Source organism: Pontibacter korlensis, assembly GCF_000973725.1.
Taxonomy (GTDB): Bacteria; Bacteroidota; Bacteroidia; order Cytophagales; family Hymenobacteraceae; genus Pontibacter; species Pontibacter korlensis.
In genome coordinates this window covers 444889-469984 of sequence record NZ_CP009621.1, presented here as the reverse complement: position 1 = coordinate 469984, position 25096 = coordinate 444889, and the positions used below count along the sequence as shown (strand labels likewise).

Genomic DNA, 25096 nt, shown 5'->3' with positions numbered 1-25096 from the left:
AGTTTTGTTCTTGGCTTTAGAATGGAGGCTGAGTTATAGGGCATATTGAAGAAGCCACTGGTTTGCAGTCATAATAGAAGTAGTACTATATATTCTCCTTCTTTTTTTATAAACTGCACTTATAAAATGACATCCCAGAAAACAAACCTTACCTTTTAATATGAGCCAAATCTCTACCGCTGCCGTTGAACAATTCATCAGCCGCTGGAAAGCCTCTGGCGCTTCGGAAAGAGCCAACTATCAGCTGTTTTTAACGGAGCTGTGCGAACTGCTGGGCGTGGAGAAGCCGATGCCGGCCACCGATAAGGTACATGAGGCGACTTATACTTTTGAGCGGCCGGTGGTGTTCGACGACGGTGAGGGCAAGACCAGCACCAACTTTATCGACCTCTACAAAAAGGACTGCTTTGTGCTGGAGGCCAAGCAGGGCTCCGACAAGGCAGATATAAGCGAGGCGGAAAAGCTGGGCGCGGAGCGTGTAAAAACAAAGACCGGCACTGCCACCCGCGACACCCGCACCTGGGAGCGTGAAATGAAAAAGGCAAAAGAGCAGGCCCTGCGTTATGCACGCTCTCTGCCGACTACCGAAGGCTGGCCGCCCTTTCTGGCGGTGGTGGATGTGGGCTACTGCATCGATCTTTATGCCGACTTTGCGCGGCAGGGAAAGACCTATGTGCCGTTCCCCGATCCGCAGAACTACCGGATTACCTTAGCCGACTTTGAAAATGAGGAAGTGCGCGAACGCCTGCGCCTGCTCTTTACCGAACCGCTAGAACTAGATCCAAGCCGACGTGCCGCGCGTGTAACTAGGCAGCTGGCTGAGCGGCTGGCAAAGCTGGCGACATCGCTGGAGCAGACTGGCTACACACCGGAACAAGTATCAGGCTTTCTGATGCGTTGCCTGTTCACAATGTTTGCCGAAGACGTAGAGCTTTTGCCAAAGGACTCTTTTAAGGAGCTTTTGAAGTTGTACCGTCAGAACATCCAGTACTTTCCTAGTGCACTAAAAGCCCTATGGGAGAGTATGGATAAAGGTGGTTTTGCACCTGCGTTACACAGAGAAATACCTCAGTTTAACGGCTACTTGTTTAAAGACCCCGAGGCGCTGCCTATTACCGAAGCCCAATTAGATTTGCTTATACTTGCTGCTGAGGCCAACTGGGCCGATGTGGAGCCTGCCATTTTCGGTACGCTGCTGGAGCGAGCTTTGCAGCCGCGCGAGCGCCACAAGCTGGGTGCCCACTACACCCCCCGCGCCTACGTAGAGCGCTTGGTGATGCCCACCGTGATTGAGCCGCTGCGCGAAGAGTGGGAAGCAGCCCGCACCGCCTCGGCCATACTCGAAGACAGCGGCGACGAAGCCGGAGCCCGCAAAGAGATCGAGAGCTTCCACCGCCGTTTGTGCTCGGTGCGCGTGCTGGACCCGGCCTGCGGGAGCGGCAACTTCCTGTACGTTACCCTGGAGCACCTCAAAAGGCTGGAGGGCGAGGTAACCGAGTACCTCAACCACTTCCCGGGGCAGAAAACGCTCGACATGACGGGCGGCTATACCGTAACGCCGGCGCAGCTGCTGGGCCTGGAGGTAAACCCTCGGGCAGCGGCCATCGCCGACGTAGTGCTCTGGATCGGATACCTGCAATGGAATTGCAATGTTTTACTGGAGGCTTTTTCTTAGGCAGCCCTTCTTTGTTGATATAATTCTTCCTCAACCTGGCTAGGGGTCAGGTAGCCCAGTGCCGAATGCCTCCGCTTGCGGTTGTAGAAGCCCTCGATGTATTCGAACACGGCCAGCCCGGCCTCTTGTCTGGTGGCGAACCTGTGGTGGTAAACCATTTCGGTCTTCATCGTCTTAAAGAAGCTCTCTGCCACGGCGTTGTCCCAACAGTTGCCCTTGCGGCTCATGCTCTGCAGCACGGGCATCCCCTCCAGCTGCTCCCTGAAGGCGCTGCAGGAATACTGCACGCCCCGGTCAGAGTGGAAGAGCAACTCCCCGCTCAAGGGCCTGTTGCTGAGAGCCATCTGGAAGGCGGCCACCGTGGTGGCCTCCGCCTCCATGGTCTGGCTCAACGCCCAGCCCACCGCCTTCCGGTCGGCCAGGTCCAGCACAGCCGTCAGGTAGAGCCAGCCCTCTTCTGTTCTGATGTAGGTGATGTCCGACACCCACTTTTCGGCCGGTCTGGCTGCGGTAAAGTCCCGGTTGAGATAGTTCTCTGCCACTGTGAGGCTGTGGTTGGAGTCAGTGGTATTGATCCTGTATTTCTTCCGTACAATGCTCTGAATCTGATGTTTTCGCATCAACCTGGCGATGCGGGGACGGGAGGCCTGGATGCCCTGCTCCTTTAGCTCAAAGCTGATGCGGGGGCTGCCGTAGCGGCCCCTGCTCTGCTCATGCACCTGCCTGATCTGGGCCACCAGGCGCTCTTCTCTGAGCTCCCTTAGCCCCACCGGGTGCTTGAGCCAGTAGTAGAATCCGCTGCTGCTCACCCTCAGGACTTTGCACATCTTCTCTACGGGAAATTGGTTCCGGTGCTCTTCTACGAATCCGTATACCGCCCGTCTCCCTTGGAGAAGATGCTGATGGCCTTTTTTAGGATATCTCGCTCCAGCTGCGCCTCCTTTAGCTCTTTCTGCAACCTTTTGATCTCTTTTTGCTCGTCCGTTAAACCTTCGGCCGACCTTATGGGTGTGCCCTCCTTCTGGCGCCACTTGCTAAGTCTGCCGGGGTCAATGCCCAGCTCCAGAGCCACTTCCTTTACCGATCCCCTGGCGTAGGTCAGATCAATGGCCATCCGCTTGAAGGAGGCGTCATATTCTCTTTTTTCCATAACAGCTAAATATAACACTTTCTGTGAAGCTGCCTTTCAATAAGCCTCCAGTCAAAGGTAGCAAGTTCACGCGCACGCTCCCTCCAAAAAAGACGCGTGACAGGAGCCGCCTAAAAGGCTGTTGGTATGTGGAAAACACCCTGCGGGGTTTCCCACATACCAACAGCACGGTAGTGGTAGTCATAGCGGATCATAGCTGGGAAGGGAGCGGTGGAGTCTGGAAGGAGCGCGGGCCCAAAGCCACTTCAAAGCAAAAGTCCAGGGTCATTGTTGTTGGCGCAAAGGTAGGCCCCGGGCTGCCGGGGCGCCCAAAAGACTACGGCATAAACCCGCTGGGCCCGCCCGCGGCCCATTTATTCCGTTTCCTTCTGGGCTTGGTTGCCCGGGGCCTGAGGGGGCACCATAATCAATTCCTCTAACTAAAAAACCAGATGATTATGGAAAAGACCGTTAAAGCCTCCGCCAAAGTAGCCGAAGTCAAGCTCTCTTACCGCAACAAGGTGAAACCATCAGAGCGCCCGCAGGTCACCTGCTCTGCCGACTCCTACAGGGTGCTGAAGGAGAGCTGGGACAAGAGCAAAATAGAGTTCGTCGAGCAGTTCAAGGTGCTGCTGTTGAACCGCGCAAACCGGGTGCTGGGTGTCTACGAGCTCTCCACCGGGGGCGTGGCCGGCACCGTGGCGGATCCCAAGCTCGTCTTCGTGGCCGCCTTGAAAGCCTGCGCTTCGGCCATCATCCTCTCGCACAACCACCCCTCGGGCAACCTTAAACCCAGCCAGGCGGACCTGCAGCTCACCAAGAAGATCAAGCAAGGGGGCGAGCTGCTGGATATCGCCGTGCTGGACCACCTCATCCTCACCAGCGAGAGCTACTACTCTTTAGCAGACGAGGGACTCCTGTAGCCCCCTCGTTTCAACATCTTGTCACCCATGTGCGTCCTGCACATAGGTGATCCTGTGGGGACCCGCAGGCAATCAAGCCTAAGGCATACCTGGTGGTCGAGGAACTGGATCAGGGCAAGCGAATTTTGAAATTCCCCGCAAGCTGCTTTACCGGGTCGTGGGAGGGCACCGTTTCAGAACCGCCCAATTCCATGTTCTAAGGAAGTCACTGCGGATTCCTGCAGTCAGGCCCTCCAGAGGGTAATGTAGGAGTATTACCAGCAGGTGAGGTTAGCTGTAGGCTGTATGCTGGCTGCATCGGACATGCAGCCAGCATACAACTGTAAGATCTTAAGCGATACTATAATCCCGCTATCAATTGGGTTTATGATTCGAGTTGCATTTAGCTCATCATAACGTTTGTTATAGAGTAAGGGAAAGCATCTTTTATGAAATGGATGATTAAATTTCTAATTACTGCCAGAGCAGGATCTAAATTTATGGCTTGTACCTGAAAGTAAATAATTCTTCTTTGGGTGAGTAATAGCCTTGAAGATCTGTTAATAATCCCTAAGAACGCCCGTCTATTAATTATCATTTAAGTACCTTCTGCTTTTACTTTCTCTCTTTAGTTCACCTTCCTAGACATCCAAATGCTAATCGCACTAACGGGGCAACTTGCCCGACCAACTTGGTCTAACGATCAAGTTGAAGGATTTTTTTACTGATTGTCTGGCGTAGCCTTGCTTCCCGGCAACATCCTAACATTGTCATGTAAAGCACGCTTGCTCAGACAGCAGTTGATAACCTGTCTGCAGTAATCCTTCCTGCATCCTCTACTGTCGCGGCTTAAAATTAACAATAGCATAACAACAAGCAATTTAATATATATGAATATTGTAATATAATTGCCTGTGCTTATTACGTGAAAACAAACAATCTTACACTTATGCCTGCCTACATTACAGCTATTCCTGCAAAGGTGAGTTTGCACCACTTCCCAAAACAAATCATCGTTACGCTCAACCTGAGCAACATCGGCAAGTTCAACTGAGGTCGTTTCGCACGACCTAAAACGAGTTGCGTTCTGCAGTCAAGTCAGAACGCCTTCAAAAAAAAATAAACTTTCGAATTTAAAGTCCTATTTCATCATGAAGAAAAACTTGATGCTCTTTTCCTTGTGCTGCTGGTTTGCGTTGCTCACAAGTGAAAGGGGAGCAGCCCAGAGCTTCGATGTCTTCAACGCCGAGAAGAGGCTCACCCCTTCCCCAACCGCCGCCTCCTTAGGTAGCTATGGGGGAATGAACGTTAAGAAGTCAACCGGGGGGATTGGGAAGAGTATTCCCCTCTTTCAGCTCCAGCAAGGCGCTATCTCCTATGCGCCCACTTTAGAGTATTTCTCCACCGGAACCAGGGTAAACGACTGGGGTGGCCAGCTTGGCATAGGTTGGACAGACAGCTTTACCGGGGTGATACAACGGACCGTGCGGGGGGTACCTGACGAGTACGCATCCCAAAGAGGTGCGGTGACGCCAGACAGGTTGACCGGGTACACCCAGGAGGGCCTAGATTACCTAGAGGAGGTCTACGTGGGGCTCGAGAACTCTGCAGGCCACGACAGTGAATACGATGTGTTCTCGTTCAATGTCTTTGGCCAGAGCGGAGACTTCATTATAAAGGATGGGGAGGCTCTGCTGCTGAACCACCAGCAAGGGGTATCTATTGAGGTGCTCAGCACTTTCCCCTACACGTTCACGCTGACTAACTCCGATGGTACAAAGTATTCATTTGGCATCAACTCCGACATCGAATACACCCAGTACGACAACGACAATGCGTGTGATGATGGGGCCAATCCCAATCCCAGCCTGCCAACGGCCTGGTTCCTGAGCAAAGTGGAGTCTCCCTATAACGATGTGGTTCATTTTACCTACAACACCGTCTCCTACAGCTATATGTATGACTATAATGAGTTCTATGACATGAAGAACGGGATAGAGGCGGGAGACGGATTCTTAAACGATAACTCACACTATACTTACTTTGCCAGCATGAACTGCTCCCGCTATAAGGTCACCACCACCAAGTACCTCGTGGCAGTGACTGGATTGGGATTCTCACTTGCGTTCAATTATGATGACAGGCAGGACCTTTACGGAGCGAAGCTGCTCAAAACAGTCAGCCTCTATGGCAGCGGCGGCTTACTCAAAAAGCAGGCTAGCCTCGGTTATGATAAAGTGGTTTCCACCAAAGCCATGGAGCCACAGTTAGCCGCCACAATCAGCGCCAGTGAGGATCTAGGAACCCTGAAAACAAGGTATTTCTTGACCTCTCTCGAAATCGGTGGTTCAGACGGTCTGCCCGTTCAGAAGTACGGGTTCAGTTACATAAGCCCTGAGGAGCTGCCGCACCGCTTTTCGTTTTCCCAAGACCTGGTTGGCTACTACAATGCAAAAGGAGGGCAGGGCTTTACTCCCGCCAAGGAGGCAGATTACTTCTTGCAGTATGAATCGGGAGGATCCCTTCTTCACTGGAAAAGCTATGTCAAAACCTCGGATCGCACGCCTGGAGCGGCTTCCCGTTTTGGGATGCTAAACGAGGTTGTCTACCCGACTGGCGGAACCGAGTCCATAGTGTACGAGCAAAACACCTATACTACAACAAAGGAAGTTCTGGAGCCGGCAACGCAGGAAGAGTTCTTTGTAAACAACAACCCTAACCTAACGGAGATAACTTCAGAAGCCATCAGGGTGCCCTATGGGCAAGAGGTCAGGCTAAGCGTCTACACAGGGTACGCCAACGGGGAGTACCCCTATGACAACGACGGGTCCTTGCATAGGGTCGAGTTCCAGCTCTGGGATGTCACCAACAACCGTGTAGTCTGGATACCTGGCAATAACAGTAGTGGGATCGTGACCAGGAAGTTGTACGAGCAGTACATCGAGAGCATTTCCCTGTCCCCTGATACGGACTATGAGCTGCGCGCCTCACTGTACGGGGAAGGCACTACCTTGGAGTATATCCTTAACTACAGCAGTGAGGTAAGACAGGTTCTGGTGGATGAGCCTTATTATGGGCAGCGGGTAAAACAGGTAACCACCAACTCGCTCTACTCCCCTCCGATAGTCAAGGCCTACAGCTATAAGTCCTTTGACCAGGTAGAGCATAATTTGGTCTACAGCGAAAAGACTTCCAGTCACATCAGCAATGAAAGGAGCGGTTTCGGGTCATACTATTATACAGAGATATATGAGCCCTGCGGTCAGGGATCCGACTGTCTGCCTAGCCCAAGAATCATCAAGCGCTACCGGCTCAGCTCCAAGAGCCGGTTTGACATAAGTCCCTATGGGGGATTCCATATCATTTATTCCTGCGTGACTGAGTTCCAGGACCAAGGCAGTACTTCTTTCATTGCCAGTGAGTACACGGTTGAATCCAATGAGGCCACCACAAGGATAATCGGGGACTTCACCCCTTCAGTGCCAATGACAAACATCGGGTGGACAAACGGACTGGAAAGCAAAAGATACCATGGCAGCCTTACAGACGGGGAGTATTCTATTGCCAAGGAACAGGCATGGTTTTACTCCGGTTGGATAACCTCCCCCCAAACCATCAACAACTATGTTGTTCATAGGGCCTTTAAGCCCTCGGCAACATACAATGATATGGAGATGAATTATGCTCCTTATACAGTATACCTCTACCCCTTGTACAGCAGGTGGTATCAGCTGACCTCTGTCAGTGAGAAACATTACTTTGCGGACGGACAGACCACCAGTACAGTTAGCAGCACAACCAGCTACAGTTACAATGAGAAAGACAAACTGTTGGCCGAGGAGGAGACAACTAGCAGCCGTGGAGAAAGTTTGACAAAGCGCCTGCGCAGGCCTAGGTATATGATAGACGCAGGCTTGGATCCTCAGGGGGTCTACCAAGCCATGGTCGGCAAGAATATGCTGACTCCGGTTGTAGAGGAGATTCACCTGAACAATAACCGTCAGCTCTCCTTGACACGAACAAACTACTATTCACCGCACACGGGAATCTACGCCCCTGCGTACGTGGAGACCCAAGTCGAGCAGCACCCGGCTGAAATCAGATTCCGTTACCATGGCTACGATGAACAGGGGAACGTTTTAAGTGCCTCCGCGGCGGACGGGCCCACAACGTGCTACGTGTGGGGGTACGGGGGGCAGAAGCTGATAGCCAAGGTGGACAATATACCCTATGCCACGCTGGCATCCGTTTTGGGCGGAGAGGCTAGTATTCGCGCCTTCAGGGACAGGCTTCATCCAACGGACGCAGAGGTTGAAAGCTTTCTCGCACCCCTGCGAACAGCCACCTCCTTAGCGGAAGCCATGGTTACAACCTTCACCTACGACCCCTTGGTGGGGATGAGCTCGGCTGCTGACCCGAACAATGTCAGAACCTACTTTATCTATGATAGCTTTGGTCGCCTTGCGCACATAAAAGACAACGCGGGCAACATTACAAATATGTACGACTACCATTACCAGGGTGAGGGCATCTGATGCCCTTCGTCCGTATTTTACTTCCTCCATGCATCCTCCTTATAATTCCCTTTCTATGCTCATGATAGCCTTCACAAAGGAAAATATAAAGCGCCTGGCCTTTAGTGCCTTGCTGTGCCTGCTGACACTCCCAAGCCTGTGCCAAAGTATCATCGGGCCCAGCGTGGTCACCGCCGGTCAGACCTATACCTACACCCTGGACATGTACTACTTTCAGAACACCCCCAGTGAGTGCGGCGAAATGATAGAGCTTCGATACTGGTGGGTGGACGACCATACCGGGCAGACAAGATACGACTATGTGACGAGTGAAAACTTAACCATAACCTTCGGTCTAAAGAACGGTAACGCTACTATTTACGCCGAGTTCTACTGCCTCGAGGCCGAAAGGTACTGGGGGGTGACGAAAACGGTCACAATTGAGGGAGCACCACCGTCAGAACCATCAACTCCTCCAGCTCCCACGATCTTCCAGAACTGTTTTGGCGCGGCCGTTGTGCAACGGGCCGCGCCGATGGACAGTGAAGTTACCTACTATTGGCAAACCAGTCCCTCTGGGACAAGCACAGCCAGCTCAAGTCAATACCTAAGGGTGTCGGAAAGCCAGAGCGTCTATCTAAGGGCTAAGAATGCATCCGGTTGGAGTGCCTCTTCTTCAAGCATATATGTGGATGTAGTAGGGGAGCAACTGGAAGATGGAGGTGATGTGTACCTTTGCTATGGCGGGGGGAACAACAGTGCTACCCTCCCGATCAATCTGCCTGATGCCCTTAATGCGGCCGGCAGCCAGTGGAGGCTGGTCGGTGCCAGGACACTTACCTTGGATAGCCAGAGTGCAGCAAACTTTGTCCCGGCGGATTACATGTACGACTCTGACTATACCTATGAGTACAGTGAGGGTTACAGGCTTCAGCTGGAGTACACAGTAACGCAGGGAGGATGTACGAGAAGTGGCTCTAAGTCCATATACGTCGACACCAAACCGGCGATGTCCGGTGTGATCGCCTCTTCCCTAGGTTCCTCTGGCTCGACTGTCTGCAGGGGAAGCCAAGCCGACTTTACCATCACCTCCAGTGAGGGGAAGCCTTACGTGTGGGTTTCCAGCAACGGGGGGGGGGACTGGAACGTCTACAGCCAGGCGGACCTAGGAAACCAGTTCAGCCTGAATTTCGATGTGCCGGGCAGATGGGTGGTTAAGTCACACGCATCCAGTGAGAACTGTGGCGTTAACTTCGAATCCGTCAGCACATTTGAGGTGCAGGTCAAAAGCGATGAGCTGGTCCTGAGCGTCATTAGCGGCCCCGAGAAGGTGGCCCGGGGGCACCGGGAACCTTATACTTACGCTGTGTCTGGCAATGCTGACGTGTATACCTGGTCTGTTCCGCCGGGGGCCACCGTTGTCTCCGGGCAGGGCACAAGCAGCATAGAGGTGCTGTTCGGAGACCAGCTTGGGTCTGTGGCCGTCGTGGGCAGCTTATGCGGCTCGAGCCGCACCCAAAGCCTGTCAGTCTATGGATGGGACATGAACTATATCCTGGAGACGGACGTGCTGGTAAAGGGCGTGACGGACCCTGCCCAGTTACAGGGCATGGAAGTGGGGGAGAAGAATGTTAGTACCGTTTATTTTGACGGGCTTGGGCGGAAACTGCAGACGGTGCTCATGCAGGCCAGCCCGGAGGGGAATGACATTGTGACGCCGGTGAGCTACGACGTCTACGGCCGGGTGGAGAAGACATATCTGCCTTATGTGGCAGGACAGGGCGGGGCTTATAGACCCGACGCCCTGGAGGGAAGTAAAGAGCTGGAGAGCTTCTATAGCCCCACAAACCCGGTGACGCCGTTGAACCAAATGATTGCGAAAACTACTACGCCGTGGGCGGTGCCGGTATACGAGCCTTCCCCATTGAGCCGGGTGCTCAAGCAAGGCGCTCCGGGAGAGGCATGGCAGCCGGATGATGTACCGGCAGAGGCCAGCTCAGATCACACCCTCAAGTCCATACCACGTACGAACGCTGCGGGTGAGGTGCGCCAGTGGCAAGTGACAAACACCGGGACCTATGAGACATCTGTGAACGACAACCCTATGGGCAATGCTGCTCTTTTCAATGGAACCAGTAGTTACGTTCAAGTTGGCAACACAACCTATCTTAAAATGTCGGATGTGCTGACAGTGGAGGCGTGGATATACCCGACAGGCACAGGCAGCAACGCTACCTATGGTGGCATTATAGTCAATAGGGAAGGGGAGTACGAAATCGGTCGCTACCCCGACGGCTCCATTGGTTGGGCCTTTGCCAACTCCTCCCCAGGCTGGAATTGGGTAAAGACGACGGCAGTTGCTCCCCTGAATACTTGGTCCCATGTGGCCGTGGTATACGGTGCGGGCTATGTGACGACATACCTTAACGGCCAGTTCGCCCACAGCCGGGCTGTAACTGGTGTCGTAGGAGACAAGGTCGCTACACAGAACGACTTCCGCATCGGCGGGCGCCAAGGCTCCTCTCAGTTCTTCAAAGGGGCCATTGACGAGGTGCGCGTGTGGAAAGAGGTAAGGTCAGAGGTAGAAATCCAAGATAACATGCACCGCGTGCTGCCAGAATCAGAGGGCGTGCTCGTTGGAAATTGGCGCATGTCCGAAGGGGAGGGGAACACGGTGGCGGATGCCTCAGAGTTAGGCAATAACGGCACTCTGATGAACGCCCAGTGGCGCCTGCAAGGCTTCTACGCCCCTGGTACATTATTTGTCGCTGAAACCAGAGATGAGCATAATTCCATGACAGTGGAATACAAGGACCTGCAGGGCCGCGTGGTGGCAAAGAAAGTGCAGGAGGGTGATAATATCTCTGATTCAGAGTCCGAGACAGGCTTTATGGTCACGCAGTACGTCTACGATGATCTGGGCAACCTGCGCCTGGTGATCCAGCCTGAGGGCGTGCGCCGCTTGCCTGCTCCTGACGCAGCTACCGGTAAAATCACGCTGTCTACAGCTCTGTCATCAGGGGAAGAATTCCTTGCCAACTGGTGCTTCCGCTATGAGTATGATGGCCGCAGGAGGATGATCCGGAAACAGGTACCGGGCTCAGGGGAGGTGCGGATGGCCTACAACAAGCTGGACCTGCCCGTGCTCACGCAGGACGCGGTGCAGCGGCAGCGGGATGAGTGGACCTTCACCAAGTACGACGCGCTAAGCCGCCCTGTGATGACAGGCACGGTGATTTTCCCGGGCAAAGGGCTGTCCTCGGTGCAGGCAGAGCTGGACCTGGAGACGGTGCATCATGAGGAGGATAACTTCTCCGACGCGGAGGTGGGCTACACTCTAGGTAATGCCTATCCCAAGGGAATCAGCCCCACGGACCTCTTGACGGTTACCTACTACGACAAGTACGACTATCTCCCTATTAAGAGCAGTACTTATGCCTTTAAGGGCGATCCTAATAAAAAAGCACTCTCAGTACGCGGGCAGGTGACAGGCACGCGCGCCAGGCGCATGGAGGGGCTCACTAAGGGTGCTTGGCTCACCGCAGTCAACTATTATGATAAGGAGTACCGCCCGCTTGAAAGCGTGTCCGACAGCCACCTAGGCAGTGTGGACCGCTTGGCCACCACATATAAAGACGACCTGTCGGGCCTGGTCGAGGAGACGCTGCTCACCCACCGGGAGGGGAGCTCGGCCGTGCGCACGGTGAAGGTCTCCTACACCTATGACCATGCAGGTAGGCTTAAGGCCATCTGGCAGAGCACTGACTCAAAGCCCAGCGTGCTGCTGTCCAGAAATACCTATAACGAGTTGGGGCAGCTGGTGGATAAGGGACTGCATTCTACGGATTACGACCCGGTGACCGCGCAGGGCTCCTTCCTGCAGTCGGTGGACTACCGCTACAATGTCCGCGGCTGGCTCACCTCGATTAACAACGCCTCGCTCACCATGGATGTGAAGAATGACGACAGCGATGACGTGTTTGGCATGGAACTCACCTACGATAACCCCACCTCGCTGAGCTACAAGAACGGCGCGGGCAGTGTGAGCGCGGCGAGGGGCTTCTATAACGGTAACATCTCCGAGATGGTGTGGAAGAGTGCGTCGGATAAAGTGCAGCGGGGCTACAGCTACGACTACGACCGAGCCAGCCGCCTTACTGATGCCAACTATCACACCCAGGGTACGGAGGGGGACGACTACAGGATGTGGAGCGTGGGCTACGATGCCAACGGCAACATCCTCTCGATGAACCGGGCGGGCCTCATCTCCGTGCCGGGCAGCGCGAAGACCTTCGGTCAGATCGATGCGCTCAGCTACCATTACAATCCCGAAAAGGGAAACCTGCTGCTGGGCGTGGATGATACGAGAACAACAGCCTCCGAGCACGACTTTGAGGACAAGAACGACCGCAAGTACTCTGCCGCCGCGCCGGAGTACGGCTACGATGAAAACGGTAATATGACCCGTGACGACAACAAGGGCATCACCAAGGTGGAGTACAACCGTCTGAGCCTGCCCAGCCGCATTGAGTTTGATGGCGGTGCTAACTGGATCGAGTACACCTACACGGCCACTGGGGAGAAGCTGCAGAAGCGGGTATTTGAGAGCGGTGTGCTGAAGACAACCGACTACGCGGCGGGCTTTGTCTATGAGCAGGGCGAGCCGGTGTATATGCACACTTCGGAGGGGCGGGCGCTCTATGAGCCGGGCACGGACCAGCAGTGGCGCTACGAGTACCACCTCAAGGACCACCTGGGTAACCTCAGGGTGAGCGTTGCTGAGCCAGTGACTTCGACCAATGAGCTGACAATGGAGCCGATGATGGCCTCTACCGAGGAAGCTGAGTTCGATAGGGTGGAGGAGACCAGGCACCTGGACCGCATGCGTTCCCGCACGGGCAGCCACGCGGCGCTGCTCTCAGCCGGGCGTAACAGGCCTCTGGGTCCGGCCAAGCGGGTGGAGCTGCACAAGGGTGATACGCTGAAGGTAAAAGCCTTCGGCCTTTACGAGACGGAGAGGAAGAAGGACCTGGTGTTCAGCCTGGCCTCCTGGCTGGCCTCGAGCGCGGTAGTGACAGCGGGCAACATGGCCGCAGGTGAGCAGGCTGGCACAAGCAAGAAGAATAGGGCGCTGCCATACCTAGGGGCGGGACTGGCCCTGGCCCCGCAGGTGTTGCAGAAGGAAAAGCGTGCACCGAAGGCCTATCTTCGCTATATTGTCTACGATGCTGACTCCAACTACGTGGACAGTGGCTACCAAGCCCTTTCCGGCAAGGCCAACAAAGGATGGGAAGAGCTGGAGCTAGCGTACACGGCAGAGCAGGACGGCTTTGCGGAGGTGTACCTGGCGAATGAGAGCGCGGAAGAGGCTTGGTTTGACGATATGAGTGTGGCGGTAGCAGGGCCGATGCTGGTGCAGGAGAACCACTACGACCCCTGGGGCCTCAACTTAGCCGGCATTGAAAAGCAGGGGGCTCCTGACCACAAGTTCCAGTACAACGGAAAGGAAAAGCAGACGGAGCTGGGACTGAACTGGTTGGATTATGGAGCACGTTTTTACGACCCTCAGATCGGGCGCTGGCATGTTGTGGATCCTGCCGCTGACCTAATGCAGGAGTGGTCACCCTACAACTATACCTTTAACAATCCGATTATCTACACCGATCCAGACGGGAGAGTGCCAGATATTACTATTTATGGGAAAAACAATTCAAGTATTACTGTTAAGACTGATTTAGTTGATATTTCCGTAAATGCAAGTTCTCTGGGAGTTGATTTTGGCGGCAACCATGTGTTAGAAGGTGACGCAATAGTTGAAGCGGCATTGGATATAGGCGGCCTAGTTGACCAAACTGGAATTGTTGATGGAGCCGCATCTCTGTATTACGGCAAAAAGGGAGACTGGGGAAATGCAATTATCAGCGGCATTTCTGTAGCACCAGGAGGAGATGTTTTGAAGCTTGGAAAAGCTGGTAAACATTTCGACACAATTACCAATGCTATTGATGCCGTACAAGATGCAAAAAGTCTTAAGAACGCTCGGCAAGGTGCTGTAAGAAAAGCTTGGAAAGAAGAAAAGGCACTTGTTGAAAGTGGAGCAGAAGGAACTAGGAACTGGACTAAATCAGAGTTAAAGGAATTAAAAGCAAATGGAAAGGTAAAAGGTTATAAAGGACATCATATAAACAACGTGAAACACCATCCTGATAAAGCTGGAGATCCTAATAACATTGAATTTGTCACTCAGAAAGAGCACCTTGAAAGGCATAAAGGAAACTTTAAAAATGAAACTAACGGAGATTTAAAGAAACGTCAGTGATTTAATAAACTTGATATGGATAAAAGCAAAATTGATGAACTCGTGTATAAATTTGAAAGCCTTGGGAAAGAGGTAACACCAAATAGGGCTATACTATTAGGAAGAGCTCCACATCTTGGTCCGAAAGCTTGGCTAAATATTATATACCCTTCATTAAGCAAAGAAGAAATAAGTGATTTAGAGAACGAGCTAAAGACTAGTATTCCAAAAGAATACAGAGAGTTTTTAATGAATTATGCAAATGGCTTAAATGTGTTATCCTCAACATTTAGTCTGTATGGTTTAAGAAGACAAATTAACCGCAATGTTGATGGAAATATCAGACAACCTTATTCTCTATTGACACCCAACCTTCATGAAAGACCAGAGGGTGCAAGTGAAAGTTACTTCTTCATTGGCGGGTATAATTGGGATGGTTCCCACCTATATATAGATAAGAAAACCAATATCGTTCATTGTTGTGAAAGATGGAATGCTGAGTCGAAAATACAATGGACATCTTTTGAAGAAATGGTAATATCAGAAATTAGCCGATTGTATCTACTGTTTGATGAAAAAGGAAGAGAATTTGATGAAGATAATGCTACAATTCCATATTAGATAAGTTAAAATTGTGATATCAGGGAGTAAACCCAAAATGGTTAGTGTATCTCGTTTATTTATGGCTTTCTGCAGTTACTACCAGAATCTAATAGAAATATTATAGTAAACCTAGATCTCGTTTTTGCATTAAATTAAAAGCTCCGCTGGCATGGGCTACAAAACCGCGACATAATTCAATGTGTCTCGTCCTGAAATAAGTTGACGGGTTTGAGACGAAATTACTTTTTAATTTGAGACCTCCCATGCGTTTGTGTTGGAGGTTTTCTTTTTCCACTGCTTTACCTCTAATTTATCCTGCCGGTGCATCTGCTCGGGTGTGAGCAGGTGGCACGAGAGGTGGGGCCTCTGCCTGTTATAGATGTCCACAGACTCAGCGATCACTGCCACGGCCTCCAGGTGGTGGGCAAAGCCCCGCGCCAGGGCGAACTCGTCCTTCAAAATGCCGTTCACGCGCTCGGCCACCGCATTCTGGTAAGGGTCGTATTGCTCGGTCATGCTCGGTTTTATCTGCGCCTTCTCCAGCAGCTGCTGGTAGTCTGCAGAGCAGTACTGCAGCCCCCGGTCGGAGTGGTGAATTAGCCCGTAGCCGTACTTCTTCTGCTCGATGGCCATCCTCAGGGCCTGCAGAGGCCCCTCTGCCCGCAGGTCCTCCGAGAGGTGGTAGCCCATGATCTTCTTGGAGTAGGCATCAGTGACCAGCGAAAGGTAGCTGTGGCCTTCTCTGGTGGGGATGTAGGTGATGTCAGAGACCCACACCTGCTCGGGGCGCTCTATTTTGAGCCCCTCCACCAGGTTCCTGTGCTTTTTCATCCAGTGCTTTGAATCAGTCGTTTTATGGTAGCTCTTGCGGGGCCTCACCAGCAGGCCCCTTTCTCTTAGAATTGCAAAGAGCTTGTCTCGTCCCACCTCGAGCTGCTCTTTCAGCAGGTGATAGAGCTTACGGGTGCCCAGGCGCGGCATCTGCAGGCGGATCTGGCCCGCCAGCTCCACGAGCTGATCGGCGATCTGCTTTTGTTCCAGAACTCTTGCCTGCCGCTGATAGTAGGCTTGTCTGCTGTGGCCAAGCAGTCTACAGGCCAGGGAAAGGCTTATTTGCCCTTCCTGGCGGAGGTGTTCGACGGCTTGGCCAGTGGCTTTTTTCGGATCTGGATCCCCATCTGCCCCTCGGCCACGTCAATGATGGTGTCCAGCAATTTGGCCTTGAGCTCGGCTTCCTTGGCTCTTTTCTCAGCTGCGGCCAGTTGGGCCTCTAGTTCTTTGATGCGTTGGTTGGGTGTCTGGGGCATAGCGCTTGGATTGAAGTCCCAAGTTAATCTGCCGTGCTTACGAAGCCAAACCAAAACGGTGCTTCTGCCCTGGATACCGTACTTTTTCTGGGCTTGTTTGTAGGTCAGATCGCCCTGCTCGACCTCAGCCACTACGGCCAATTTAAAGCCCAAGGTATAGTCACGCTGGGTGCGCTTGCTTTTTTTCTCTGCTGCTTTTTCCATATAAGGTTGATTTTTCTGTCAACCTATTTTAGGACGGGACAATGCTATAATAGAAGCCCTTTCTGCTCAGGTAATGGCTTCTACTTTCTGTCACATTCAGAATGTTAGAACTCCTGCCAAGACAAAGGCCTAAGCAGGTCCAGCGGGGTTCGTGTGCTGCTCACTTAGTTCCAGCAGGCAGTGGTTCAAGGGTTCGCTTCGCCTGCTCGTGCCTCGCCGCCCTTGCACCACCGCAGCCGTTCCACCGCTTCCTTCGTCAGCCGTGGCTCGTCTGCTCTGCCTACTTCCACACGCTGTGCTGCTCCTCACGGCTGCTCTCTCTGTGCTGTCCGCCGCTTCACTATCGTTCAGCCACGGCCAGCCCAGCCGCATCCCACGTTATGCTCGCCTGCGGGTCAGCCGCCGCACAGCCAGCCGCCCACTCTCACGGGTGTTCTTCTCCTGGCTGGCTTTGGCTTCCGCTCGCAGCGGCTTCGCGCTTGAAATCTTACCCCCAACCCCCGGGCATCAACCGGGGGCTTTTTGTTTATTGTTAGTGCTATACCTTGTGGCAGGCGCTATACCTATACCTTGTAGTTGGTGGTATACCTGAGGGCCAGCTGATCCGCCAGCCGCACCAGGCCAAGGGGCTATTCCCGCCCCTTCCACCCCAGGAGCCTTGCCACGTCCAGCCGTGCCGATGGTCCGACTGAACGCGGCAAGGTTAGACTTATACCTTGCTCGTTCAGCTTAGGTATAGAAACAAAAAAGCCCGACCTTTTGGGCCGGGCTCTATACCTTGCACTTTAGGACATGTTAGTCCTTGATCATCTTTTTCAGGAGCTCGTTTTGCGCTCGTTCGCTTTCTAGCAGGCGCTCATACAGTTTCTTATTCTCCTCGATAACTTCCATTAGCTTATCTATGGGATTGAATGATGGGCTATAGTGAATGATATGCCCCTGTAGGGTAGCTGAGTTGTCATGGTTGTTGAAGGTATTGGAAATAATGTTGAGTACAGCCTCATCATTATAATTCTTAATAGCTTCGGTGGATACACCCAGAATTTTTGCCACCTTCTGCAGCGTTTCCTCTTCCACATTCTCGCTTTGCTCCATCCGTGAGACACTTTGCTGGCTCACACCTAGTTCAAAGGCTAATGCTTCTTGCTTAATGCCGCGGAGTTCACGAATACGGCTGATCTTGCGGCCGATGTGCGAAGGTTTCATAGTTGCTTCCATAGTACCAAATATAGCATTTTCAGCCGAGTAAGAAAAACAGCAAGCAAGTAAATTACTAGCGTTTTGGGTACGGTACGCGCGGGTAAAACACCATCTTAGGAAAAAGCAGCCAGGTATACCTGTGGCAGGCAGGTATAATTAGGTATAGCAGTGTGAACAATCACCTGTATACCTGAGCATAAATTAGGAACGCAAGGTATAGCTACGACCCGCAAAGGAAGGTATGGTACGCCAAGGAACACCAGTTGGAACGCCAGAAAGGGGGTGAAAGTGCGAATGCAACCAATCAGGCAGGTTTTGGCCGCTGGTGTTCCGTGTTCCCAAAAATCATGATACCCCCTTGCTACATCTCGTCATAGAGCTACATATAAGTTGGTGTTCGGAATACCAGTTAAGGTATAGGGCATAGGTATACCTTGTTCGACAGGTATAGGAATAGATACAGAATTCACTATACTTATGGAAGGTATAAGCAGCCAAACGTTCTTTTACAAAAGTGTGCCATAGGGGAAGTTGCTCCATAGGGAAAAACTGGTGCAGGTGCACAGTTCTTCCAGTACAACGGTAAGGAGAAGCAGACAGAGCTGGGGCTCAACTGGATGGACTACGGGGCTAGGATGTATGACGCCCAGATCGGAAGGTGGCATGTGGTGGACCCGCTGGCGGAGCAAGGCAGAAGGTGGAGCCCGTACAATTATACTTTCAACAATCCGATTAGATTTACTGATCCAGATGGGATGTGGCCAAATGGGCCCGGGGATGGCTCGGGAGGCTTAGGTACAACCGTTGAAAATGTCTATTGGGATTTTAGGGACAATATGGCTTCCAGCCTAGTGACTTTAGCAACAGCGGTTGGCTCACAGTTTAGCGATAATATTTCCGTAAAGGCAGTTAACTATACCTACGGGGAAAATGGAAGGCAAGCTAATGTAGTCGAGATTGGTGATGGTGAAGTGGGAAAAGCCGTGCTCATAAGCGCACTAACTGTTGCCACAGCGGCTCCCGGAGCAGGTCCGGCAGGTTTGCTAGCGAGGACTGCTGGGGTAAAAAAAGCCGGTGTAGATGTTGTAGAGGCCGCTGCAGATGGGGTAGTTAATGTATCCAAGAGTGGTTCACCTGAGCTTGTTAGATTAAATAAAAAAGTTGCCAGTCAGCAACAAATGGGTGAAGCTGGTGAAGTAATTGCAGGAGGTAGTAGTAAGAAACCATTAAGAAAAGCAGAAGAATTGGCTAAACAACATGGAGGGGAGCCACATCAATATGTCAAAAAGTCAAGTTCAGCTTATCCTGCAGGCGATGGTGTTAAACTCTCTACACATTGGGAAGAAAATATAGTTACAGGACAAAGATTCAATATGAAAAGTATAGTGAATGAAAAATGGAAAAAGTAGAGGAAAAGTATTTAAAAAGATTAATAATTAAGCAGAAATGATAGTACGATGTATTTCTAATATCAAGAATGATTCTTTACTTAATAGTTCTGATCTGATTCAATCAATTAATCAAGATTATCATGTGACTATTGGGAAATTATATTTAGTATATGGAGTTCAGATTAATGCTGATGGCTCCAGATATATAGACTATTTTTCTGATTCAGGAAATTTGGCACAGGCGCCTTTAGAATTTTTTGATGTAATAGATGGAAAGGTATCAAAGTATTGGCAATTGAAAATTTGGAGTAGCAATGATGTAACTTTATGGCCTGCAATTTTCTACCAAGACTATTTTCATGATGACTTATCAGAGGCAGTAGAGGAAGTAGTAAAAGGATTTGAGGAAATAAAAAATTTGTTGGAAGAAGAACAAAATTTTAAACAAGCTCCATTCTGGGAGTAGGCTATTGCTCTAGTAAAAGTTCATAACTAATGTCTTCGCCCCAATATAGAAGTGACAGCCCTTTCCTCTTTGGACTGGGCTTTTGCTTTTCAACGGTTCATCTAGAGAACCACAGCCACTACCACTTAAAAAGCTATTGGCAGGTACAGCGGGGTTCGTCCGTTTCCTCGCTCACGCTCCCTTCGGCACACCATGGTCTACTCGCTGCGCTGCGTTCCACCATGGCTTTGCCTTTCGGTCGGCTCGCTGCGGTACTCCTCACGGCTGTTTCTATTTTGTTTTTGATGTTGTAAAATGCCTCCGGCAGGAAAGCCCAAAACAAAACCCACAGCCCGCGTTTTGCTCGCCTGCGGGTCAGCCGCCGCACAGCCAGCCGCCCTCGTTCCTCGTGCTCTTCCTGGCTGGCTATGGCTTCCGCTCGCAGCGGCTTCGCGCTTGAAATCTTACCCCCAACCCCCGGAATCAGCCGGGGGCTTTTTGCTTTATAGTTGGTGCTATACCTTAGAGCCTCCTGATCAGCCAGCCGCACAAAAGGCCAGGGGCTATTCCGGCCCCTTCTACCCCAGGAGCCTTGCCGCGTTCAGCCGTGCCGCTGGCCCGACTGAACGCGGCAAGGTTATACGTCCTTTTTCAGAAAGTATAGAAACAAAGAAGCCCGACCTTTGGGGCCGGGCTTTGTACTTTATACATTTGGATCTGTTACTCCTTAATCATCTTTTTCAGGAGCTCGTTTTGCGCACGTTCGCTTTCGAGCAGGCGCTCATACAGTTTCTTATTTTCTTCCAAGACTTCCATCAGCTTATCCAGGGGATTAAAATTGCAGGTGTTGTGCGCACCGATCGGTCCTTGGTTGATGCTGTTGTCGCTGAAATTGTTGAAGTAATTGAACACAGCCTCGTCGCTGAAGTTCTTGATCGTGTCTGTGGTCACGCCTAAGATCTTGGCAACTTTAGCCAGAATGTCCTCTTCCACACTTTCGCTTGTTTCTATTCTTGAAACAGTTTGCTGGCTCACACCCAACTCCTGCGCCAGGGTTTCCTGCTTTATGCCGCGCAGTTCGCGTATGCGGCTGATCTTTCTTCCAATATGTGCTGGTTTCATCGTTGTTTCCATAAAACCAAATATAGTGTTTTTACATGAGTAAGAAAAACATGCTTGTGAGTAAAGTACCCAGGCTATGGGTTCGGTATGCGTGAGTAAAGTACCAAATTAGGGTATTACAAGAGCGTATACCTATGGAATTCGTGAAAACTAACTTAGAAAGCAGGATTAATCACCTCTCGGAAGAGGAGCAAAAAGAGCCAGTAAAGGTAATTTATGAGCTGTTTGACTATAGCTCTTTATACCACCTGCGGATATACCTGTGGCGTTACCTGAAGGCTACCGCCAGCCCGATCGGCTGGCACCAGATGCGCCAGCCGCTGGACGCTGTGGTACTGCAACAGCGTTTGGAGAAGCTCATGGAAGGCTGTTGGCTCCTGCTCCAGGAGAAAGAGGCGCGGGACGGTGAGGTGAACATACCATACTTTTCACCAGGTACAGCGGAGTGGATGGAGGACGACAGGCATATGCACTTGGAATATGACGATATCGAGTTAGAGTATGGGGCCAGTATCCAGCGGCTGAGACAGCGGGAGTTAAATTACCCTGTCTTGGTGCTAAAAAATTTCTTCAACACGCTGCCGCTCGAAGGCTGGAAGAGCCTGTTTAACGAGTGGACCGAGTACGCACTCTCTTCCACCAGCCTTTTCCAGGACACGGAGAATTATGATCTGCTTTTGCACTACGAGCAACTGGAACGTCTGCTGGAAGTGGCTTATTACTTCAAACTTTTGCTGGTTGCCGGGGAAGACATCCTGAGTGATGTGTCTGAACAGGACGAAGAGAGCACAGAGACTGAAACCTCAGCCACATGAAATCAGGAATAGGAATGAATTCAGGTATAGAAAACCGCTGTACCCATACGGACACGTCAGCGGATGTACGCCAGCTTGTGAACTTCCTTGCCGAAGCGGTCCGGCCCGAGAAGATTTTCCTGCTAAACAGCCCCGTGCCGGACATGGCGGGTGATGCGGCCTACGTGGAATTACTGGTGGTGATGCCCTACAGGAGCCATATCCTTTTCAGGGAGCATCAGGAACTGGTGGAGTTTGCCAACCTGCGCGGCAGGCACGTGAGTTGCTCACTGCACCGCTCGGACGCTGTGCGGGAAGCATTGGAGCAGGGGCATATCTTCTATTCGCTTTCCTGCACTCCATGTAACCTGGTCTATGACGACGGTAGCGAGCCACTTCCCTCCACGCCTTTGGAGCTGTACCCGATAATAAGGGAGACTGCCTTGAAAACCTTCAGGGTGAGATACGGCAGAGGGCAAGCTTTTTATGACTGTGCCCGCAGCTGTGACAATGCTGCAATAATACCGTTCCTGCTGCATCAGGCAGCAGAACTCACCTACAGGGCAATCCTGATTTCGCTGATGGAAAAGGATACGCGCACCCATTCGATCAAGGCTCTTATCCGGTACAGTCGCCGTGTTGCCCCGCAGTTAAGCTCCGTCTTTCCGCGCGACACACCTGAAGAAAAGCAACTGGTGCACCTATTGGATGAGGCCTACCTGAAATCCCGCTACGAACCGGAATACAGGTTTTACACAGTCACGATAGACGAGCTCTTTAAGCGTGTGAAGCAGCTGCAGGAAATGGTAAAGCAGATTTTTGAGGAGAAGGTAAGGCTATTCGAATAGCTTAACTCTGTGCTTCCTTCTCTTACAGCATATTATAACTACAAGCGAGATTATCATGGAAACAGACGAAACCAGATCCCACCTCACCCTTTCCAGGGTGCTGCACCACTACGGACTTAAACCCGACAAACAGCAGCGGCTTCACTGCCCTTTCCACGAAGATTCGTCTTTCAGCTTGCAGCTCCACTATAAAACCCAAACAGCCTGCTGCCTTTTCCCCGACTGTCAGACGAAGGGTAAAAAGCTGGACGGGATTGACTTTATACTTCACATGGAGAACTGTTCCCGAAACAAGGCGATAGAGAAAGCCAAAGCTATGATCAACGGAGAAGCAAAGGGTGCCACAAAGCTGAGCAGGGAGGAATTTCTTTTGGAGATGTTCACCTACTTTAGAAACGCGGTGCATAACAGCGCTCCCGCCAAAGCATACCTGAAGCACCACGGCCTGGATCACACGAAGTTAGAGATAGGGTATAACTCGGGACAATTCCACCACGGCAGCCGGAAGGAAAAAACACTGATCGAAAACTGTCTGCAAGTGGGGCTTTTACTCGATAAGGGGCAGACCAATAGCCGAACGGGGGAGAAAGCTTACAGCCCCTTTGGTAAGCAATGCCTGGCCTTTGCGCTCCGGGACAAGCACAACCAGATCAGCGGCCTGTACTTTCACAGTATAGCCAATGAAGCAGGACCTAAAGAATTATACCTGAAGGACCCGCAGGGGCTTTACCCGCACTATCCTGATTCAGAAGCCAAACATCTTATACTTGCTACTTCAATACCGGACGCTGCCAGGCTGCTGATGAGCGAGGAGATCATCGCCAGCTATAGTATACTTGCCTGCGACCGCATCACGGAAGAACTCCGGGAGACAATAAACAACCTTCCGCAGTTGGAGGAAATCATCTTTTTCTCTTGTGACGGTGAGTCAGGGGAAGAAGAAATTGCCAGGTGTAGGACCCTGCTGCAAGAGCTGCAGCCAGGTATAAAGTTCAGCACAACAGGTATATCCGCTAAAGAGAATGTAAAGTACGTGGTAAACGGGCAGGGCCCAGATGCGTTGGTTCACCTGATTAAAAACAAGTCTGTACTTACTTCAGAGCCTGTAAGGGAAAAGCTAAACCTTACGCCAACTGCTGCCGCAAAAGAAGGAGAAGGCTGTCAGCTCAATACCGAAAACCCCCATAACATCCTCTTTACCGGACTTGCCGCTATCTACGCTGTGAAGGGTGGCGTAAAGTCCCAGCTCGACAGCCTGAAGATCTCGCTGCAGGTTATCAGCGGGCACCGGGACTACCGTTGTAAACTGGACCTGTACGAGTACAAGCAGCTTTCCAGCACGGCTGATACTGTAATGGAAGCTTTGGGCCACAGCCGCGATCAAACCGAGCAGGACCTGATGCTGCTTGCCAGCCTGCTGGAAAGCTACCGCGACCAGTACCTGCAGAAGGGGCAAACCAAACAGGCGCAGCCAGTCGTGCGCGTGCCGGAAGCAAGGGCAAAGGAGTGTATCCGGTTCATGCAGCAGCAAGATCTTCTGAACCGATTCAACGAGTTAATAGGTGGGGCTGGTGTGGTAGGAGAGGAAGAGAACCGCCTTTTCTTATTTGTGCTTGCCACCTCCTATAAAATGCCCGAGCCGCTGCACGGCCTGATCCAGGGCAGCAGCGGCTCGGGCAAAACCAGGCTGCTCAAGATCATCAGCACGCTGATGCCGCCTGAGGATGTAAAGCGGTTCACGAGGGTAACGCAGACCAGCTTCTACAACTACGGGGAATATGACCTGCAAAATAAGCTGCTTTGCTTTGAGGACGTGGACGGGCTGAAGGAAGAGGCACAGCTGGCGCTCCGGGAGCTGCAGAGCAATGACGTGTTGATCAGCTCAACCTCCACAAAATCCGAGGACGGCTATATCCGCTCCACCGAGCGGATGGTGAAAGGCCCCATCGCCAGCCTGGCCTGCACCACGAAGGGCGAGTACTATGAGGACAACATCAGCCGCTGCTTTCTGGTGGCGGTGGACGAGAGTCGGGAGCAGACCCGGCGAGTGATTGGCTACCAGAACAGCAGGGCTGCCGGGGAAATGGACGAAAAGCAGGAGCAGGGGGCAATTGAATTCATACAGAACTGCGTGCGTTTGTTGCAGCCCAGCCAGGTGATCAACCCATACGCCACTAAAGTGGAGCTGCCGGAGGAGGCCCACAAAATCAGGAGGCTGAATGAAATGTATCAGAGCATCGTGCGGCAGGTGACCCTGCTCAACCAGTACCGTCGGAAGAAGGACGGACAGGGGAGGCTTATTACTGAGAAAGAAGACATGCGAGCGGCCTGCGAGATACTCTTTGAGAGCATCGTGTTGAAGGTGGACGAGCTGGACGGAAGCCTGCGGCAGTTCTTTGAGCAGCTGAAGGAGTTCGTGCAAATGAAAGGCAGCGACTATGAGTTCAACCGCTTCGAGGTACGTGCAGCCACAGGTGTGAGCAAGACACAGCAGCACCGTTACCTGCATCAGCTGATCAGGCTGGAATACGTGCAGCAGTTCGGTTTTGCTAACCGTGGCTACAAGTACAGGATAACCTACTGGGACGACATGGAAGTTATCAGGGAGCGGGTTAAGAGCAGCCTATCAAGACAGCTGGAAAACCTTTAGCAGATACAGCTACG

Annotated in this window: 15 protein-coding genes and 2 pseudogenes; 11 read left to right on the top strand and 6 right to left on the bottom strand. The window is 51.9% G+C overall.

Annotated features, from left to right (window positions below; genetic code table 11):
• The first annotated feature begins 160 nt into the window (after positions 1 to 160).
• On the top strand, positions 161 to 1675 hold the full coding sequence (locus PKOR_RS01905) for a type IIL restriction-modification enzyme MmeI (RefSeq protein WP_200897413.1): 1515 nt from the start codon (positions 161 to 163) through the stop codon (positions 1673 to 1675).
• On the opposite strand, the pseudogene PKOR_RS01900 reads toward PKOR_RS01905, so the two are convergent.
• Both PKOR_RS01900 and PKOR_RS01895 read right to left on the bottom strand, forming a co-directional pair.
• Positions 1672 to 2535 (bottom strand): annotated as a pseudogene (locus PKOR_RS01900) (IS3 family transposase); the annotation flags it as partial. The gene PKOR_RS01905 and the pseudogene PKOR_RS01900 sit on opposite strands and share 4 nt — an antisense overlap.
• Positions 2535 to 2825 carry a transposase gene (locus tag PKOR_RS01895; RefSeq protein WP_046308825.1) on the bottom strand — a complete coding sequence of 97 codons (291 nt, stop codon included), beginning with the start codon at positions 2823 to 2825 and terminating at the stop codon, positions 2535 to 2537. The pseudogene PKOR_RS01900 and the gene PKOR_RS01895, both read right to left, overlap by 1 nt.
• A gap of 437 nt (positions 2826 to 3262) precedes the next feature.
• On the opposite strand from PKOR_RS01895, the gene PKOR_RS01885 reads away from it, so the two are divergent.
• From PKOR_RS01885 to PKOR_RS01870, 5 genes are all read left to right on the top strand, one after another.
• Positions 3263 to 3727: a JAB domain-containing protein gene (locus tag PKOR_RS01885; protein WP_046313944.1), complete on the top strand. Its 465-nt coding sequence runs from the start codon at positions 3263 to 3265 to the stop codon at positions 3725 to 3727.
• 904 nt (positions 3728 to 4631) lie between these two features.
• A complete protein-coding gene (locus PKOR_RS25815; protein ID WP_262501847.1) occupies positions 4632 to 4760 on the top strand; it encodes a hypothetical protein in 129 nt (42 codons plus the stop codon).
• A 247-nt stretch (positions 4761 to 5007) separates the two neighbouring features.
• Positions 5008 to 8241 (top strand): hypothetical protein, encoded by a 3234-nt coding sequence (locus PKOR_RS01880; RefSeq protein ID WP_148561608.1) that lies wholly within the window; start codon positions 5008 to 5010, stop codon positions 8239 to 8241.
• A 61-nt stretch (positions 8242 to 8302) separates the two neighbouring features.
• A complete protein-coding gene (locus PKOR_RS01875; protein ID WP_046308822.1) occupies positions 8303 to 14539 on the top strand; it encodes a DUF6443 domain-containing protein in 6237 nt (2078 codons plus the stop codon).
• 15 nt (positions 14540 to 14554) lie between these two features.
• The gene (locus PKOR_RS01870) at positions 14555 to 15139 is read left to right on the top strand and encodes an SMI1/KNR4 family protein (protein ID WP_046308821.1); all 585 of its coding nucleotides are present in this window, start codon (positions 14555 to 14557) and stop codon (positions 15137 to 15139) included.
• A 228-nt stretch (positions 15140 to 15367) separates the two neighbouring features.
• Here PKOR_RS01870 and PKOR_RS01865 read toward each other — a convergent pair.
• Positions 15368 to 16632 (bottom strand): IS3 family transposase gene (locus tag PKOR_RS01865; protein ID WP_415837351.1). Its coding sequence is split into 2 segments (ribosomal slippage): positions 15368 to 16263 and positions 16263 to 16632, totalling 1266 coding nucleotides; the frame shifts between segments, so codons are not numbered across the junction.
• Between the two features lie 795 nt (positions 16633 to 17427).
• Positions 17428 to 17838 (bottom strand): helix-turn-helix domain-containing protein, encoded by a 411-nt coding sequence (locus PKOR_RS01855; protein ID WP_235337130.1) that lies wholly within the window; start codon positions 17836 to 17838, stop codon positions 17428 to 17430.
• Between the two features lie 566 nt (positions 17839 to 18404).
• Here PKOR_RS01855 and PKOR_RS01850 point away from each other — a divergent pair.
• Together PKOR_RS01850 and PKOR_RS23280 are read left to right on the top strand one after the other, a co-directional pair.
• Positions 18405 to 19241 (top strand): annotated as a pseudogene (locus PKOR_RS01850) (RHS repeat-associated core domain-containing protein); the annotation flags it as partial.
• A gap of 37 nt (positions 19242 to 19278) precedes the next feature.
• On the top strand, positions 19279 to 19689 hold the full coding sequence (locus tag PKOR_RS23280; protein ID WP_052738671.1) for a hypothetical protein: 411 nt from the start codon (positions 19279 to 19281) through the stop codon (positions 19687 to 19689).
• Positions 19690 to 19822: 133 nt separating this feature from the next.
• On the opposite strand, the gene PKOR_RS01840 is transcribed toward PKOR_RS23280, so the two are convergent.
• Both PKOR_RS01840 and PKOR_RS01835 read right to left on the bottom strand, forming a co-directional pair.
• On the bottom strand, positions 19823 to 20218 hold the full coding sequence (locus PKOR_RS01840) for a hypothetical protein (protein WP_046308818.1): 396 nt from the start codon (positions 20216 to 20218) through the stop codon (positions 19823 to 19825).
• 170 nt (positions 20219 to 20388) lie between these two features.
• Entirely contained in the window at positions 20389 to 20790 is a 402-nt protein-coding gene (locus PKOR_RS01835; protein ID WP_235337126.1) for a helix-turn-helix domain-containing protein, read from the bottom strand.
• Positions 20791 to 20924: 134 nt separating this feature from the next.
• Here PKOR_RS01835 and PKOR_RS01830 point away from each other — a divergent pair, with 134 nt between their 5' ends.
• The 3 genes from PKOR_RS01830 to PKOR_RS24315 are packed head-to-tail and all read left to right on the top strand — an operon-like array spanning position 20925 to position 25082.
• Entirely contained in the window at positions 20925 to 21605 is a 681-nt protein-coding gene (locus PKOR_RS01830) for a hypothetical protein (RefSeq protein ID WP_046308816.1), read from the top strand.
• Entirely contained in the window at positions 21602 to 22432 is an 831-nt protein-coding gene (locus tag PKOR_RS01825; protein ID WP_046308815.1) for a HEPN domain-containing protein, read from the top strand. The genes PKOR_RS01830 and PKOR_RS01825 overlap by 4 nt, the downstream gene beginning before the upstream one ends.
• Before the next feature lie 55 nt (positions 22433 to 22487).
• Positions 22488 to 25082: a hypothetical protein gene (locus tag PKOR_RS24315; RefSeq protein WP_052738670.1), complete on the top strand. Its 2595-nt coding sequence runs from the start codon at positions 22488 to 22490 to the stop codon at positions 25080 to 25082.
• Positions 25083 to 25096 lie beyond the last annotated feature (14 nt).

Coding starts and splice junctions, on each gene's coding strand:
- PKOR_RS01905 (WP_200897413.1), top strand. CDS start 161: ATGAGCCAAATCTCTACCGCTGCCGTTGAACAATTCATCAGCCGCTGG.
- PKOR_RS01895 (WP_046308825.1), bottom strand. CDS start 2,825: ATGGAAAAAAGAGAATATGACGCCTCCTTCAAGCGGATGGCCATTGAT.
- PKOR_RS01885 (WP_046313944.1), top strand. CDS start 3,263: ATGGAAAAGACCGTTAAAGCCTCCGCCAAAGTAGCCGAAGTCAAGCTC.
- PKOR_RS01880 (WP_148561608.1), top strand. CDS start 5,008: ATGAACGTTAAGAAGTCAACCGGGGGGATTGGGAAGAGTATTCCCCTC.
- PKOR_RS01875 (WP_046308822.1), top strand. CDS start 8,303: ATGATAGCCTTCACAAAGGAAAATATAAAGCGCCTGGCCTTTAGTGCC.
- PKOR_RS01870 (WP_046308821.1), top strand. CDS start 14,555: ATGGATAAAAGCAAAATTGATGAACTCGTGTATAAATTTGAAAGCCTT.
- PKOR_RS01855 (WP_235337130.1), bottom strand. CDS start 17,838: ATGAAACCTTCGCACATCGGCCGCAAGATCAGCCGTATTCGTGAACTC.
- PKOR_RS23280 (WP_052738671.1), top strand. CDS start 19,279: ATGATAGTACGATGTATTTCTAATATCAAGAATGATTCTTTACTTAAT.
- PKOR_RS01835 (WP_235337126.1), bottom strand. CDS start 20,790: ATGAAACCAGCACATATTGGAAGAAAGATCAGCCGCATACGCGAACTG.
- PKOR_RS01830 (WP_046308816.1), top strand. CDS start 20,925: ATGGAATTCGTGAAAACTAACTTAGAAAGCAGGATTAATCACCTCTCG.
- PKOR_RS01825 (WP_046308815.1), top strand. CDS start 21,602: ATGAAATCAGGAATAGGAATGAATTCAGGTATAGAAAACCGCTGTACC.
- PKOR_RS24315 (WP_052738670.1), top strand. CDS start 22,488: ATGGAAACAGACGAAACCAGATCCCACCTCACCCTTTCCAGGGTGCTG.